The sequence below is a fragment of the Streptomyces sp. PT12 genome, from assembly GCF_003311645.1.
GTDB lineage: Bacteria > Actinomycetota > Actinomycetes > Streptomycetales > Streptomycetaceae > Streptomyces.
Window position 1 is genome coordinate 1 of sequence record NZ_QEST01000256.1, and the last position, 14,339, is coordinate 14,339.

Here is a 14,339-nt window from a genome sequence, read left to right on the forward strand (position 1 = left end):
CCGGCCTGACCATCAAACCTTAGCCAAAGGCGTCACCACGAGTTCAACCTCAGTAACTCACCTTCCCAACCGCCCTGGTGAATGCGCGCACTGAACGACAGATAGGCGGGGAAGTCACCGGAGTCGAACCGCACGACCGGGACGCCCCGGCCGTGCAGCTCGGCAATCACCAGGTCCGTGGTCGGGTCATCCAGGTTGGTGACGACCACGACCGGCCGGTCTCGATCCCTCACTGGTCGTTGTCGTTCCCCGTGTCCTGGTCCCCGCCGCCGCCACCACCCGGACCGGCACCGTCACTGGGATTCCCGGTCCCGGTCGGTGGGTTGGTCCCCGTGCTCGTCCCGTGCCCCGGGGCCTGCATGACGGCTCCGCTGGCGTCCCGGTAGACGGTCGTCTGAGTCTCGGGGTCCAGCTCGGCCCGCGCGTAAGCCGCTGACCCGTTCGCCGGGTAGGGCGCCATCCGTCGCACGCCCCAAGGACGTGGAGTCGCTACCCCGTTGGGCAGCGGACTGCCCGTGGGGAGCCTGTCTGAGTGAGCGAACACGTTCAACCTCCCATTGTGGGTTAACTGTTGCCTACCCGCCCCCGTGAGCGCTCTCTCCTCGGGGCGCCAGGAGGCGGAGTCTATGGGGCGAGACGAGTACGTGGTGATCGACGTGGAAGCCGGAGCGTGGGCAGCCGCGTTCCGCGACGGCGGCCAGTGGAAGGTCAGGCAGGGGGGTCCCACCCGTCTCTGGGACGCGATCACGGACCAGATCACCCGATGGCGCGCCGCCGACATGCCGCCCGCCGAGCGCCTGCGGCTGCACGTCGGCCCCGAGGGACAGCGCCTGATCTGGTAGGCGGCCCAACGCGCCCTGAGCGCGGCCCCGTTCACTCCTGCCGCACGGGCGCGGCGGGTAGGGCGTCGGTGGCGTGGAGGGCGTGGACGAGGTCATGGAGGCCCGCGCGGGTGGTGAGGAGGTCGCGGTTGATGAGGCGTTCGGCGGTGCGCAGGCGGGAGCGGACGGTGTTGCGGTTGACGCTGAGGCGCTGGGCGGTCCGCTGGGCGTCGGTGTTGGCCTCGATCCACGTTCGCGCCGTGAGGTGCGCGCGGGGCACGTCCCACAGCGGCCCGAGGAACGCCCGGGCCCAGGCCGTGGCCGCCGGGGTGCGCAGCAGCGCGTCCAGCGTGGGGTGGGGCCGTTGATCCGCCGCCCCTTCGTCGTCGGGGTCGGGGTCGGCCAGGGAGAGGGCCAGGTTCAGGGCGGCACGGGAGCGGACGTCGCGCAGGTCGAGGCCGAGCAGCGTTTCGACGCGCCGGACGTGGGCGGCGACGGTGTTGCGGCTGATGCCCCGCACGCGGGCCACGCCGGTGTGGTGGAACGACACGGCGAGGCGGGTGATGTCGACCGTGGTCTTCGGCGCGGCGGCCAGGGGCCGCAGGAAGGCGCCCGCCCAGGCGAGGGCCTGGGGGCGGGGCAGGAGGCGGGCCAACGGCGTCCGGCCGCGGTAGGTGAGCACGCGCCCCGGGGTGTGGCGGGCGACGGCCAGGGCGTGGACGGCCTCCGCGTAGGCGTCGGCGGTCGCGTGCAGCTCGTGCGGGTCGCTGATGCCGAGCGCGTAGTGGGCGTTGTCGCGCACCAGGCGGCGCAGCAGCTCCGCCTGGCGGGCGGCGCCGGGCGCGTTCGGGTCGTCGGCGATGGGGCAGATCAGGTGCCCGTTGAAGACGGGGCAGGGCACCATCAGCCCTGGACCGTGGTAGCCGCGGGCGTCCTGGTAGGTCCGCGCGATCCGCTCGCGGCTGTCGGTCCCGCAGTACAGGAGGTGGACGCGCACGCGGTCGGCGTCGAGCAGCGGCGGGACGGCCCCGGCGGTCATGCCGCGCGCCAGGACGGGGTCGCCCGCCATCAGGGCCTGGAACACGGCGAAACGCAGCTGGAGCGCCTTGCGGTGGTAGCCGAGCGCGGTGGTATCGGCCTCCCTGACGCGGCGCAGGACGTCGACGACGCTGCCGGTGTGCGCGATCAACGCGGCCGCTTCGGGCGCCACGGGGCGCTCGGCTGCCACGGCGAGCACCGGGTGCGGCGCGCGGGGGCCGAGGGCCGCGAGGCGTAAGCGCACCTCGCCGACCTGGGTGGCGGCGGCGTCCGTGGAGCCGCGGGCCAGGCGCGCGAGGAGCGGGGCGAGCCCGTCGAGGGCCAGGATGTCGCGGGGGAAGCCCCCGGTGGCCGCCTCCACGGTCCCGGCGCCGACGACCAGCGCGGCGTCCACGCCGATCTGGCGGTGCAGCCAGTCGAGCACCTCCTGGACGTCCGCGGACCGGGACGCCTGCCGCCTGAGGCGGTGCAGAAGCTCGTCGAGCCGTCTGAGGTGTGCGAGTTGTGCGAGCTGGTCGGCTGGCTGGTGCTGTGCGTCGGCGACCGCGACCGCCATGGTCCCTCCCCGTGGCACGCCTCGTGGGCGGTGGCGCCCTCCCATGGTGCCACCGATCGGCCGGGCGGCGACACCGAATTGCCCCGGTCTCGGCGCATTCCCCCCAGGCCCCCCAGGCCCCCCAGGCCCCCGGGCTCCCGCAGGCCACGCACGCCACGCACGCCGCTCACGCCACGCGGAACGGGCCGGGAGCGGACCCCCGAGGAGGCGTGCCCAGCGGTGCTACCCAACGCTGGGCGCCCAACGGTGCCCCAAGGCGCCCCGCGCGAGGGGACCGTTCACGTCCCAGTAGGGCGTGGAGGTCGCGCACGCCGGTCACCGTGGCGTCGGGCCGCCAGGTGTCGATCGCCCAGGCCAGGCACGCGGGAGGGGGTGCAACCACCGCCCGAACGCTGTCGCGGGACCCGCTGGCGCGCAACACCCGCTGGCGCGCAACACCTTCAGCCGGTGGCCGCCGCGGGGGGATGGTCCGGCTTCCACTCGTCGGCGAGGAGCCCGAGCAGCACCTCGTCCATGAACTCGCCAAGCACCCACGCCGAGGAGCGCAGCACGCCCTCGCGGACGAAGCCGTTGCGCTCGGCGGAGCGCAGCATCGCGGCGTTGTCCGCCAGCGTCTCGATCTGGAGCCTTCGCAGGCCGCGCACGGCGAAGCCGTAGTGGCACAGCACCGCGACCACGTCGGTGCCATCGCCCTGGCCCCTGGAGGACGGCAGCAGGCCGAGGCCGATGTGCGCGCACCGGTTGTGGTAGTCGATGCCCCACAGCGTCGCGGTGCCGATCAGCGTGCCGCCTTCGAGCTCGACGACGGAGAACTGGACGCGCCCCTGCTCCCGGTCGTCCACCACGAGCCGCGGGTCGTTCGAGCCCGGCGTGATCGGCCGCCACGGCCCGCCCTCGGCCCGCGCGGAGTTGACCATGTCGTCGTAGAGCTCGGCCCGCAGGACCGGGATGTCGTCGTCGTACCGGGCCCGCAGCCCGACCTCGCCGCCTCTCAGCATGCGAGCTTCCTACTCGGCCCGACCGGCCCGCGGCAAACCGATACGCGGCCGCGGGCCGGTCCCCGGGCAACGCCTCGGAGTCGGCGGCCGGGAGGGGGTCCGCCCTCAGCCGCCGTAAGGGAACGCGGACACCATGGCCCCTTCGGCGTCCTCCAGGAGCGCCGTGTCGCCCTCCTCGCTCCAGACCTGGTGATCGACGCCATACGAGTAGCCGCCGTAGTCGCCGTCGGCCCCGCTGGTGTGGACGCGGATCCGTCGGCCCGGCCCGATCACCGAGCCCGAGGGGAACGTGAACGCGTGACCGGCGTCGTCGGCCCGCAGCGTCCAGCCGGAGACATCGGCCCGCTCGGGGCCGCCGTTCAGGATCTCGACATACGCGTCGCCGCTCGCCTCGACGTGCGAGATATAGCTGTTGGGCTGGCCGATGCGGGCGAGCTGGGCCTTGAGCCGCGCCTGGCTGCGGCCGTTCTCGTGGCTGTGGAACCACTCCGCGTGGCGCTCGGTGTCGGTCGAGAAGCCGGTGATGTTCACGGCGTAGAGGTCGGAGCCGATCTGCACGGTCGGGTGCGCGTCGACCTTGGGCAGGTGGACCACGTCGTCCCGGTCGCCGCCGATGTTGGGCGTCTCGTGGTGGTGGAAGCGCAGCGAGGGCAGCGGGATCGTCGTCCCGCTGTCCTTGAAGGTCACCGTGACGTCGAGGTACACGGTGAACTGCTCGTGCTGCGGCATGGGGATCCTGAAGTTGTAGTGCGTCAGCGTGCCGAGCACGAACTCCGAGCCGTCGAGCACCGCTTCGGCCCTGGGGTTGCCCCTGAAGTGGTAGCCGCTCCTCTTGCTGTCGGGGACGTCGCCCCACCTGATGTGCTCCGTGCCGAGGCCGTAGAACATCGACCCGAACTCCCTGGCGTGCCAGACACCGCCGGTCTCCACGTTCCCCATCGCAGACCTGCTCCCTCCCTTGGTCCCGCTCCCTGGGTCCCGCTCCCTGGGTCCCGGCGTCCAATCTAGAAGCGGCGCGACACGGCCCGTAAGGACGAGAAACGGACACTTTCCGTGGCCGTTGCGTCACAGGCGCGCGGTGACCGCGACCTGGCCGCGGCCCTGTGGGACAGGTCCGTGGCCCTGTCGGGCGCCACCGCCTGAACGCCCCGGCCGCCCGGCCGCGTTGTCAGGCCAGCGCCCCGCACACCTCGGCGAGGGTCGGCCGATCGGCGGGCGCGGGGCTCAGCATGGCCTCGACGAGCGCGCCAAGGGCACCGGGGATCCCCACCTCCCGGTGCCGCCCCAGGGCGATCACCCGCCGCTGCTCATCGCGCCCGGCGTCGGCCGGGAAGTCCACGGCCCGCAGCCCTGTCAGGCTGATGAAGAGGCTCGCGCCGAGCGCGAAGTACGGCACATGCCGAGATCATCTGATCACCCCCTTCCCACTTCCGGCCAGCCTTGGCTATCCGGGCCAGTACCCATGCCAACCGGCGGGCGGCAGCGCATCGGAGCGCGGACGTCGCGGCGAGGGCGCGCGCGGGGCGAGGGCGCGCACGGGGCGACGGCGCACGGGGCGACGGCGCGCGCCGGAGCCTTCCGCGACGGGCCGATCGCCTCCGAGGGCTCGGCGTTCACACGTCCTCCCGCGCCGTGACGCGGAGTTTCGACTGGCCGTGGGGGAGTTGTTCCCAGTCGTCCATGAACTCCGCGCGCAGGCCGTGGCGTTGTGCCAGGGAGACCAGCGTTTCCGTGCGGTAGTAGAAGTCCTCGCGCAGCACGTGGTGTTCGCGGCCCTCCGTGCGGTCGAAGGTGAAGTCGAAGAATCCTCCGGGGGCCAGGATCCGGCCGACGTGGGCCAGGCACTGGTCGATGACGTGCGGCGGGGAGTGCGAGAACACGCTGTGCGCGTGCACCACGTCGAAGTGCGCCTCGGGGAGGAAGTCGAACGTCAGGTCGCGCGTCGGCGTGAGATACGGCAGCTTGTCCTGCAACTCGTAGGTGACCAGCGTCTTCTTCGCGCTGATCAGGATGTCGGGCGAGATGTCGATGCCGTAGTAGTGCCCGGTGTCGAGGTAGTCGATGAAGCGCCAGCCCGCGCGGAGGTTGCCGCAGCCGATCTCCAGCATCCGGTGCGCGGGCCGCAGGCCGTGCCCCCTGAGGTAGTCGAACTGCATGCGGCCGAGGGCCAGCCACCGCTTGCGCGTGGCGCTGCCGACCGCGAAGTCCGGGTCGCGGCCCGCGTCGGATGCCATCACGGCGCGGTAGTAGGCGACGTGGTCCCCCGGGTGCCTCAGCCGCAGCCAGGTGTCGCGTGCGGTGCGGCGCAGGAACGGCGCGACGCGGCGCGGATTCCTGGCCGCGTAACGGGCCTTGTGCACGACGCTCGCGCGGTTGACGTTCAGTTTGCGGTGGTTGCTCTGCATAGGGGCAGCTTGGTGCAGAACGCCCGCGCCCCGGAGGAGGCGCGCGGGTCGCGCGTTTCGCATACCCCTAGGGGGTATTTGACCGACGCCCGTCGGCCGAGGTATACAGGAGGTCGGATATACCTCCCTAGGGTATGGTTGGCCAGGAGGAGAGAGCACCGCCATGACAGCGACCACTGCCGGGGACACCGCGGGGATCACCGAGACCGAGCTGGTCATCGGCGGGATGACCTGCGCCTCGTGCGCCGCCCGCGTCGAGAAGAAGCTCAACCGCATGGACGGCGTGAGGGCCACGGTGAACTACGCGACCGAGAAGGCCCGCGTCGCCCACGCCGACGGCGTCACCGTGGACGACCTCGTCGCCACCGTCGAGGCCACCGGGTACACCGCGAAGCCACCGCCCCCGCCCGAGGCACCGGCCGAGGCACCGGCCGCCGGTCGGACGCCCAAGAAGCAAGGGCCTGACCCGTTGCTCCACCGGCTGCTCGTCACCGCGGCGCTCGCCGTCCCGGTGATCGCCCTGGCGATGGTCCCCGCGTGGCAGTTCGACCACTGGCAGTGGCTCTCGCTGACCCTGGCCGCGCCCGCCGTGGTGTGGGGCGGCTGGCAGTTCCACCGCGCCGCCTGGACCAACGCCCGCCACGGCGCCGCCACCATGGACACGCTCATCTCGCTTGGCACGCTGGCCGCGCTGCTGTGGTCGGGCTGGGCGCTGTTCTTCGGCGAGGCGGGCATGCCGGGCATGACGCACCCGTTCTCGCTCTCGATCGAGCGCGGCGGCGGCGACGACGCCATCTATCTGGAGGCCGCGGCGGGCGTCACGGCGTTCCTGCTCGCCGGGCGGTACTTCGAGGCCCGCGCCAAGCGGCGGGCGGGCGCCGCGCTGCGCGCCCTGCTCGACCTGGGCGCCAAGGAGGCCACCGTGCTGCGCGGCAGCGCCGAGACCAGGGTGGCGATCGCCGACCTCGCGGTGGGCGACCGCTTCGTCGTGCGCCCCGGCGAGAAGATCGCCACCGACGGCGTGGTCGTCGAGGGCACGTCCGCCGTGGACGCGGCGCTGCTGACCGGCGAGTCGGTGCCCGCCGAGGTCGCCGTGGGCGACGCGGTCACGGGCGCCACGCTGAACGCCGGGGGCCGCCTGGTCGTCGAGGCCACCCGCGTCGGCGCCGACACGCAGCTGGCCCGCATGGCCAAGCTCGTCGAGGACGCGCAGAGCGGCAAGGCCGCGGCCCAGCGCCTGGCCGACCGCGTCTCCGCCGTCTTCGTGCCGGTGGTGCTCGCCCTCGCCGTGGCCACCCTCGGCTTCTGGCTGGGGAACGGCGCCGAGCTCACCGCCGCGTTCACCGCCGCCGTCGCCGTGCTGATCATCGCGTGCCCGTGCGCGCTCGGCCTGGCCACGCCCACCGCGCTGCTCGTCGGCACCGGGCGCGGGGCGCAGCTGGGCATCCTGATCAAGGGCCCCGAGGCCCTGGAGAACACCCGGCGCGCCGACACCGTCGTCCTCGACAAGACCGGCACGGTCACCGAGGGCCGCATGACCCTCGCGCGCGTCACCACGGCGCCCGGCACCACCGAGGCCGAGGTGCTGCGCCTCGCGGGCGCGCTCGAGCACGCGTCGGAGCACCCCGTGGCGCGCGCGGTGGCCGAGGCCGCCGCCGAGCGGCCCGGCGGCCCGCTGCCCGGCACCGAGGACTTCACGAACGTCCCCGGGCTCGGCGTCACCGGCGTCGTCGAGGGCCACGCGGTCATCGCGGGCCGCGAACGGCTGCTGAACGACTGGGCGCTGGCCCTGCCCGCCCCGCTCGCCGAGGCGAGGGCGGCGGCCGAGTCGCGCGGGCGCACCGCCGTCGCGGTGGCCTGGGACGGCGAGGCCAGGGCCGTGCTCGAGGTGGCCGACGCGGTCAAGGCGACCAGCCCCGAGGCCGTGCGCAGGCTGCGCGCGCTCGGCCTGACGCCCATCCTGCTGACCGGGGACAACGCCGCCGCCGCGCGGGCGGTCGCCGACGAGGTGGGCATCGACGAGGTCATCGCCGAGGTGCTGCCCGAGGAGAAGGTCGAGGTCGTCAGGCGCCTGAAGGCCGAGGGCCGCACGGTCGCCATGGTGGGCGACGGCGTCAACGACGCGGCCGCGCTCGCCACCGCCGACCTCGGCCTCGCCATGGGCACCGGCACCGACGCGGCCATCGAGGCCGCCGACCTCACCCTGGTCCGCGGCGACCTGCGCGCGGCGGCCGACGCGATCCGGCTCTCGCGCCGCACGCTGCACACCATCCAGGGGAACCTCGTATGGGCCTTCGGCTACAACGTCGCGGCCCTGCCACTCGCCGCGGCCGGGCTGCTGAACCCCATGCTGGCCGGGGCGGCGATGGCGTTCTCGTCGGTGTCGGTCCTCGCCAACAGTTTGCGGCTGCGCACCTTCAGGGCCGACACGGGGCGTTGAGCCGAGGCGTGCCACGCGGAACCTCCGCGCGAACCGGATACGTTGACCGTGTGCACTGGTTGACCGTGTGCACTGAATGACGACAAGCCGAGGTGACACCGATGTCCATGTGGGACAGGATCAAGGACTCCGCGAAGAGTCGGACCGGCTCACGCCCCGGCGCAGGCGGGAGCGGCGGCGGGGGCGGAGGCGGGGGCTCACAGCTTGTGAGCGCCTTCAAGAACCAGCTGGCGTCCATGAAGACCGAGTTGAAGAGCGGCGGCTTCAGGGACGCGAGCATGGCGATGTGCGCGCTGGTCGCCGCCGCCGACGGAACGGTAGACGCGGCGGAGCGGCAGCGCGTCGAATCGCTGATCGTGAGCAACGAAGTCCTCCAGAACTTCCCCGCCGACTCGCTGCGCCAGCGGTTCAACAAGCACGTGGACCAGCTCGTGTCGAACTTCCCCGTCGGCAAGGGCAGCGTGATGCAGGAGATCGCCAAGGTGCAGAAGAAGCCGATGGAGGCGCGCGCCGTCATCCAGACCGGCATCGTGATCGCGGGCGCCGACGGGTACTTCTCGCAGAGCGAGCAGCAGGTGATCCGCGAGGTGTGCGCGACACTCGGCATCTCCCCGACGGAGTTCAACCTGTAGCGGGCGCCTCCGGCCTCCGGCGGTCCGACGCGGTCCGACGCGGTCCAGCCTGACGCCCGGAGGCCAAGCGGCGCGCACGCCGTGCCCGGCACGGCCCGGCCTGACGGCCGGAGAAGGCCGGTCGCAAAGGCGCGCGTCGCGCCCGCCGACAGACGAAGGTCACGGCCACGAGGCCGGGGTGAAGACCCTCTGCGAGGAGCACTTCACCCCGGCCTCAGTCATGTCCGAGGCCGGACCCGAACAGCTCCTTGCCCGAAGGGTGGTCCGCCCAGAAGGCACCCCGCCCGGAGGGCACCACGCCCAGAGCGCAACCGGCCCGAAGGGCAACGCCACCCGTCCGAAGGGCAACCGGCCGGGAGCGCAGCCAGCCACCTCCGGGGCGCAGCCCATCCGAAGAGCTACTTGCCCGGAGGGCGTCCGAAGGACAACCTGCCCGGAGCACAACCCACCACGCCCGGAGGGCAGTACGCCCGGAAGGCACCCCGCCGAATGGCTACATGCCCGAAGGGCACCCAGCCCGGAGGGCAATCCACCCGAAGGGCACCACCCGCCCGACAGCCTGCCCGGAGGGCAGTACGCCGCGCGCGGAGGGCAACCCACGCGCCCGGAGGGCGCTCCGGTACCCGCCCGGAGGGTCTACGTGCGACGCACGCTGATGTGCAGCTCGCGCAGCCGCGCCTCGTCCACCTCGCTCGGGGCGCCCATCAGCAGGTCCTGGGCGTTGCCGTTGAGCGGGAACGCGATCGTCTCGCGGATGTTCGGCTCGTCCGCGAGCAGCATCACGATCCGGTCGATGCCGGGCGCGATCCCGCCGTGCGGCGGGGCGCCGTAGCGGAACGCCCGCAGCATCCCGCCGAACTCGCGCTCCACCTGCTCCCTGCTGTACCCGGCGATGCCGAACGCCTTGTACATGATGTCAGGGTCGTGGTTCCTGATCGCGCCCGACGACAGCTCCGTGCCGTTGCACACGATGTCGTACTGCCACGCCAGCACGTCGAGCGGGTCCTTGCCCTCGAGCGCCTCGATGCCGCCCTGCGGCATCGAGAAGGGGTTGTGGGAGAACTCGATCGCGCCCGTCTCCTCGTTCCGCTCGAACATCGGGAAGTCGACGATCCAGCAGAAGCGGAAGACGTTCTCCTCGAAGTGCCCCGCACGCCTGGCCGCCTCGACCCTGACCGCGCCCATGACGCGCGACACCTCGTCGTACGCGCCAGCGCCGAAGAACACCGCCGTGCCCGGGCCCGCGTCCAGGCGCGCCAGCAGCGCGGCCACATCGTCATCCGTCAGGAACTTGGCGATCGGGCCCGTCAGCGTCCTGTCGTCGCCGACCCGCACCCACGCGAGCCCGGCCGCGCCGAGCGACACCGCGAACTCGCCCAGCTGGTCGAAGAAACGCCGCGGCTGCCCCGCCGTGCCGGGCACGGCGAGCGCGCGCACATGCTTGCCAGCGAACGCCTTGAAGCCCGAGCCCGCGAACACGTCGGAGACATCGGTGAGTTCGAGCGTGGCCCGCAGATCCGGCTTGTCCGAGCCGTACTTCTCCATCGCCTCGCGGAACGGGATCCTCGGGAACGGCGACGTGACGTGCCGCCCCCCGCCGAACTCCTCGAACAGCTCCGTCATCACCTTCTCGATGACCCCGAAGACATCCTCCTGCTCGACAAAGCTCATCTCGACGTCGAGCTGGTAGAACTCGCCGGGCGAGCGGTCCGCGCGCGCGTCCTCGTCGCGGAAGCACGGCGCGATCTGGAAGTACCGGTCGAAGCCCGCGATCATCAGCAGCTGCTTGAACTGCTGCGGCGCCTGCGGCAGCGCGTAGAACTGGCCCGGGTGCAGCCGCGAGGGCACAAGGAAGTCACGCGCGCCCTCGGGCGAGGTCGCCGACAGGATCGGGGTGGCCATCTCGTTGAACCCCAGGGCCGTCATCTTGTGCCGGATGGCGGCGATGACGGCGGAGCGCAGCATGATGTTGCGGTGCATGCGCTCCCGGCGCAGGTCGAGGAAGCGGTACTCGAGGCGGCGCTCCTCGTTCACCCCGTCCTCGGTGTTGATGGTGAACGGCACCTGCTCGGCGCCGCCGAGCACCTCGACGTCGGCGACCTCCACCTCGATCTCGCCGGTGGGCAGCTCGGCGTTGACGTTCTCAGCGCCACGGCCGACCACGCGGCCGTCGACCCGGATCACCGTCTCCTTCGCCAGCGAGCCGAGCCGCTCGTCCACGGCCGCGCCGCCCGGCGTCTCGGGGCGCACGACGAGCTGGGTGATGCCATGGTGGTCACGCAGATCGACGAAGAGGATGCCGCCCAGATTCCGGCGGTTGTGCAGCCAGCCGGAGAGCCGCACCTCCTCGCCGATGTCCGCGGAGCGCAGCTCGCCGCAGGTATGGGACCGGTACCGGTGCATCGTTCATCCAAGTCGTCGGTCGAGTCGTGTCAACGGGCCTTTCAGGGTACCGTCGCCGCCCGCCTCCACCGCCCCGGCCCAACCCCGCTGGCCGCGTGGCGACATATCGCCCTAAAGTCGCTGAATATGCGCACCGAGGATGTGCTGGCGACCTCCGAGACCGGCGTCTGGACATGGGACGGCACCCGCGGGGTGATCGACCTCGACGCGGTCGCGGCCGGGCTCCTCGGGCTGCCAGCCGATGCGGTCACGCTCCCGGAGTCGGCGGTGCGCGCCCGGCTGGCCACCGAGGACATCATCGAGACCGAGCGCGTCCTCGCGGTGGCCGAGTCCGAAGGGCGGGTGACCGAGGTCAGGCAGCGGGTCATCGGCGACGACGGCACGGTCCTGCGGACCATCAGGTCGCGGCTGCGGCCGATCCGCGACGGGCGGCCCGCGGTGCACGGCATCACCAACGGCATGGCGGGCACGATGGCGGAGGTCCCCGCCGCGCCAGGGCGCCCCGCGTCGATGGAGTGGGACTCGCGGCGCGCGCGTGAGGCGTTCGTCCTCGACGCGGGGCAGGCCCTGTCCGAGGCGCACACGAGCCAGGACGTGATGCGGGTCGCGGGCACGCTCGCGATGCCGGGCTTCACGCCCGACGGGGTCGCCATCTTTGTGCAGGAGGGCGACGAGATCCAGCTCGCCGACTACCACGGCGCCTACCTCTCGGGCATGGAGGAGCGCTACCCCATGCCCGTCGACCGGCCCTACCCGGCGGCCGACGTGCTGCGCACGGGGCGCGCGGTGTACCTGGCGACGCCCGAGGAGTACGAGCGGGACTACCCCGAGACATTCCAGTGGGTGAAAGGCTCCGAGCGCTCTTCGTGGGCGTATCTGCCGCTCGTGGTGGCGGGCCGGGTGATCGGGGTGTGGCTGGTGGCGTTCTCGACGCCCGTGGGGTTCACGATCGAGGACAGGTCGCTGCTCTCGACGATCGCCAGGCTGCTGGCGCAGGCCCTGTCGCGCGCGTTCCTCCAGGACACCGAGCGCGAGCTCGCCGCCGACCTCCAGCACACGATGCGGCCAGGGCCCGCGCCCCGCCTGCCGGGGATGGCGATCGCGACGCGCTATGTCCCGACCGGCGGCGGGCTGCGGGTGGGCGGCGACTGGTACGACGTGATCCCGCTGCCCTCGGGGCGGGTGGCGCTGATCATCGGCGATGTGCAGGGGCACGACGTGCGGGCCGCGGCGGTGATGGCGCAGCTGAGGATCGTGCTGCGCGCGTACGCGTCCGAGGGCCACCACCCCGACGCGGTGCTCTCGCGCGCGTCGCGGTTCCTCGCGGGGCTGACGGCGGAGCCTGACCCGGCGTTCGGGGAGTCGCGGTTCGCGACATGCCTGTACGCGGAGGTCGATCCGCCGACGGGAACGCTGGAGATCGCGCGCGCCGGGCACCTGGACCCGGCGATGGTGCTCGAGGACGGCACGATGGTGACGCGGCCGACGGCGGGCGGGCTGCCGCTGGGCGTCACGGGGCAGGAGGACTACCCCACGACCCGGCTGGTCCTCCAGCCCGGCGAGACGCTGCTGCTGTGCACGGACGGGCTGATCGAGACGGGCAGGCACGACCTGGAGACCGGCTGGGCGCGGCTGCGCAAGGCGGTCGAGGGCGCGCGCGGGCTCAAGCTCGACGACCTGGCCGACACGCTCGTCGAAACGGTGCAGGGCGGGCGGGCGCCACGCCCTGGCGACGCGGCGCCGACGGCGGAGCGGGACCTGGACGACATCGCGCTGCTGCTGTTGCGCCGTCCGTCGGCGGCGCGGGCGGGGCCGCCGAGCGGCGCGCCGGTGCGGCGCGTGGTGCTGACGATCGCGCAGTCGGAGCCCGCGCGGATCGCCGAGGCGCGCGACCAGCTCGCGGCGCTGCTGCACGACTGGACGCATAAGGAACGGCTCTCCGACGCGGTGCTGATGCTGTCCGAGGTCGTGACGAACGTGCTGACGCACACGGACGGCGACGCGCTCCTCGTCGTCGAGCTGAGCGGCTCGACGGGCGACCGCCTGCTGCGGGTCGAGGTCAGCGACCCGAGCGACGAGCCCCCGCACCGCCGCGACCCCGGCGAGCTGGCCTCGTCGGGGCGGGGGCTGCTGCTGCTGGACTCACTGTCCGACGCGTGGGGCTATGCGCCGAGGGGCGCGGGCAAGACGACGTGGTTCGAACTCCACGAGACGGCCTCCGGCGGTTGAGCCGCGGTAACGCTCCGCACGGTGACGCTCCGCACGGTGACGCTCCGCGCGGTGACGCTCCGCTGGGCAAGCCGCGGCGCTGCGCGCCGGGGTGGGCGCCCATCGGCGCTCCGCGCCTCGGCGCCCGGGGCGCGAGCTTCGCCGCGCCGGGCGGCGGCGCCCACCCCCGGGGAGCGGGGCGCAGCCCCGCGACCCGGTGTCCCGGAGCGGAGCGTCCGGGAAGGGCGGGTGGGTCGGGACACGACCCGGCGCGCAGCGCCGCGCGCGGGCTACTCGCAGAGACTCAGCACCGCGGTACGGGCGGCAGGGAGTGCCCTCTTTGCACCCGAATGACGCAGTACTCTTGGATCATGGGGAGACCGGCAGTGATTCGCGGCATGGCCGACCACGTGGGCGTCTACACGCGCCAGTCCGAGCGACGCGCGAGCAAGAGCGAAGCAAGCACCGAAACGCAGTGGGATGACTGCGTGTCGGGACTCCTCTGCTGAGGGCTCGAACCCCAGCACATCGAGCGCTACGAAGATCTTGGCCTTTCCGCCTTCAAGGACACTGACCGCCCCGGCTACCGCCGCTTACTTGCTGACGCCCTACGAGAAATGGATTCCGGTCGGCTCGGACCCGATCGGTCCTGACTCATGGTGGGGCAGTGCGGACCTTGAGACGAAGCGCGCGTTCCCGCGCTCGTTCCTCGACCGAGTCAGCGTCCGCAAGGCGCGGCGATGGGCTGGGCAAGGAGTGCCGGTCACGTCCCGCGTAACGATCACATGGGCCGGAGGGATCGACCTTGACGGCCTCAAGGTGGCGGGAGCTGCGAGTG

The 14,339-nt window shown here is 72.7% G+C and carries 12 protein-coding genes; 4 read left to right on the plus strand and 8 right to left on the minus strand.

Going from position 1 to position 14,339, the window contains the following annotated elements; all coding sequences use genetic code 11:
- Window positions 1-32: 32 nt before the first annotated feature.
- A complete protein-coding gene (locus DEH69_RS27125) occupies window positions 33-233 on the minus strand; it encodes an MvdC/MvdD family ATP grasp protein (RefSeq protein WP_369008279.1) in 201 nt (66 codons plus the stop codon).
- Entirely contained in the window at window positions 230-544 is a 315-nt protein-coding gene (gene tgmA, locus DEH69_RS27130) for a putative ATP-grasp-modified RiPP (protein WP_113689629.1), read from the minus strand. Before tgmA ends, DEH69_RS27125 begins: the two co-directional genes overlap by 4 nt.
- 82 nt (window positions 545-626) lie before the next feature.
- Here tgmA and DEH69_RS27135 point away from each other — a divergent pair, with 82 nt between their 5' ends.
- Window positions 627-842, plus strand: coding sequence for a hypothetical protein (locus DEH69_RS27135; RefSeq protein WP_113689630.1), 216 nt, complete (start codon window positions 627-629; stop codon window positions 840-842).
- Between the two features lie 31 nt (window positions 843-873).
- Here the strand turns inward: DEH69_RS27135 and DEH69_RS27140 are convergent, their stop codons facing one another.
- The 5 genes from DEH69_RS27140 to DEH69_RS27160 all read right to left on the minus strand — a co-directional run bounded on the left by DEH69_RS27140 (window position 874) and on the right by DEH69_RS27160 (window position 5,818).
- Entirely contained in the window at window positions 874-2,415 is a 1,542-nt protein-coding gene (locus tag DEH69_RS27140) for a helix-turn-helix domain-containing protein (protein WP_113689631.1), read from the minus strand.
- Window positions 2,416-2,855: 440 nt separating this feature from the next.
- Complete coding sequence (locus DEH69_RS27145) at window positions 2,856-3,413, minus strand: GNAT family N-acetyltransferase (RefSeq protein ID WP_113689632.1); 558 nt, start codon at window positions 3,411-3,413, stop codon at window positions 2,856-2,858.
- Between the two features lie 105 nt (window positions 3,414-3,518).
- Window positions 3,519-4,352: a lamin tail domain-containing protein gene (locus tag DEH69_RS27150; protein ID WP_181727628.1), complete on the minus strand. Its 834-nt coding sequence runs from the start codon at window positions 4,350-4,352 to the stop codon at window positions 3,519-3,521.
- A 229-nt stretch (window positions 4,353-4,581) separates the two neighbouring features.
- Window positions 4,582-4,809 carry a hypothetical protein gene (locus DEH69_RS27155; protein WP_113689633.1) on the minus strand — a complete coding sequence of 76 codons (228 nt, stop codon included), beginning with the start codon at window positions 4,807-4,809 and terminating at the stop codon, window positions 4,582-4,584.
- 217 nt (window positions 4,810-5,026) lie between these two features.
- On the minus strand, window positions 5,027-5,818 hold the full coding sequence (locus tag DEH69_RS27160) for a class I SAM-dependent methyltransferase (RefSeq protein WP_113689634.1): 792 nt from the start codon (window positions 5,816-5,818) through the stop codon (window positions 5,027-5,029).
- Between the two features lie 163 nt (window positions 5,819-5,981).
- Here DEH69_RS27160 and DEH69_RS27165 point away from each other — a divergent pair, with 163 nt between their 5' ends.
- Window positions 5,982-8,258, plus strand: a complete 2,277-nt coding sequence (locus DEH69_RS27165; RefSeq protein ID WP_113689635.1) for a cation-translocating P-type ATPase — start codon at window positions 5,982-5,984, stop codon at window positions 8,256-8,258.
- Window positions 8,259-8,359: 101 nt separating this feature from the next.
- Window positions 8,360-8,890, plus strand: a complete 531-nt coding sequence (locus tag DEH69_RS27170) for a tellurite resistance TerB family protein (RefSeq protein ID WP_113689636.1) — start codon at window positions 8,360-8,362, stop codon at window positions 8,888-8,890.
- A gap of 636 nt (window positions 8,891-9,526) precedes the next feature.
- Here the strand turns inward: DEH69_RS27170 and aspS are convergent.
- Entirely contained in the window at window positions 9,527-11,293 is a 1,767-nt protein-coding gene (gene aspS, locus DEH69_RS27175) for an aspartate--tRNA ligase (protein ID WP_113689637.1), read from the minus strand.
- 126 nt (window positions 11,294-11,419) lie between these two features.
- Between aspS and DEH69_RS27180 the strand changes: the two genes are divergently transcribed.
- Entirely contained in the window at window positions 11,420-13,522 is a 2,103-nt protein-coding gene (locus DEH69_RS27180; RefSeq protein WP_113689638.1) for a SpoIIE family protein phosphatase, read from the plus strand.
- Window positions 13,523-14,339 lie beyond the last annotated feature (817 nt).

Excerpts from the sequence above, each read along its gene's own strand:
- DEH69_RS27165 (WP_113689635.1), top strand. The coding sequence starts at position 5,982 with ATGACAGCGACCACTGCCGGGGACACCGCGGGGATCACCGAGACCGAG.
- aspS (WP_113689637.1), bottom strand. The coding sequence starts at position 11,293 with ATGCACCGGTACCGGTCCCATACCTGCGGCGAGCTGCGCTCCGCGGAC.
- DEH69_RS27150 (WP_181727628.1), bottom strand. The coding sequence starts at position 4,352 with ATGGGGAACGTGGAGACCGGCGGTGTCTGGCACGCCAGGGAGTTCGGG.
- DEH69_RS27140 (WP_113689631.1), bottom strand. The coding sequence starts at position 2,415 with ATGGCGGTCGCGGTCGCCGACGCACAGCACCAGCCAGCCGACCAGCTC.
- DEH69_RS27160 (WP_113689634.1), bottom strand. The coding sequence starts at position 5,818 with ATGCAGAGCAACCACCGCAAACTGAACGTCAACCGCGCGAGCGTCGTG.
- DEH69_RS27145 (WP_113689632.1), bottom strand. The coding sequence starts at position 3,413 with ATGCTGAGAGGCGGCGAGGTCGGGCTGCGGGCCCGGTACGACGACGAC.
- DEH69_RS27170 (WP_113689636.1), top strand. The coding sequence starts at position 8,360 with ATGTCCATGTGGGACAGGATCAAGGACTCCGCGAAGAGTCGGACCGGC.
- DEH69_RS27135 (WP_113689630.1), top strand. The coding sequence starts at position 627 with ATGGGGCGAGACGAGTACGTGGTGATCGACGTGGAAGCCGGAGCGTGG.
- DEH69_RS27180 (WP_113689638.1), top strand. The coding sequence starts at position 11,420 with ATGCGCACCGAGGATGTGCTGGCGACCTCCGAGACCGGCGTCTGGACA.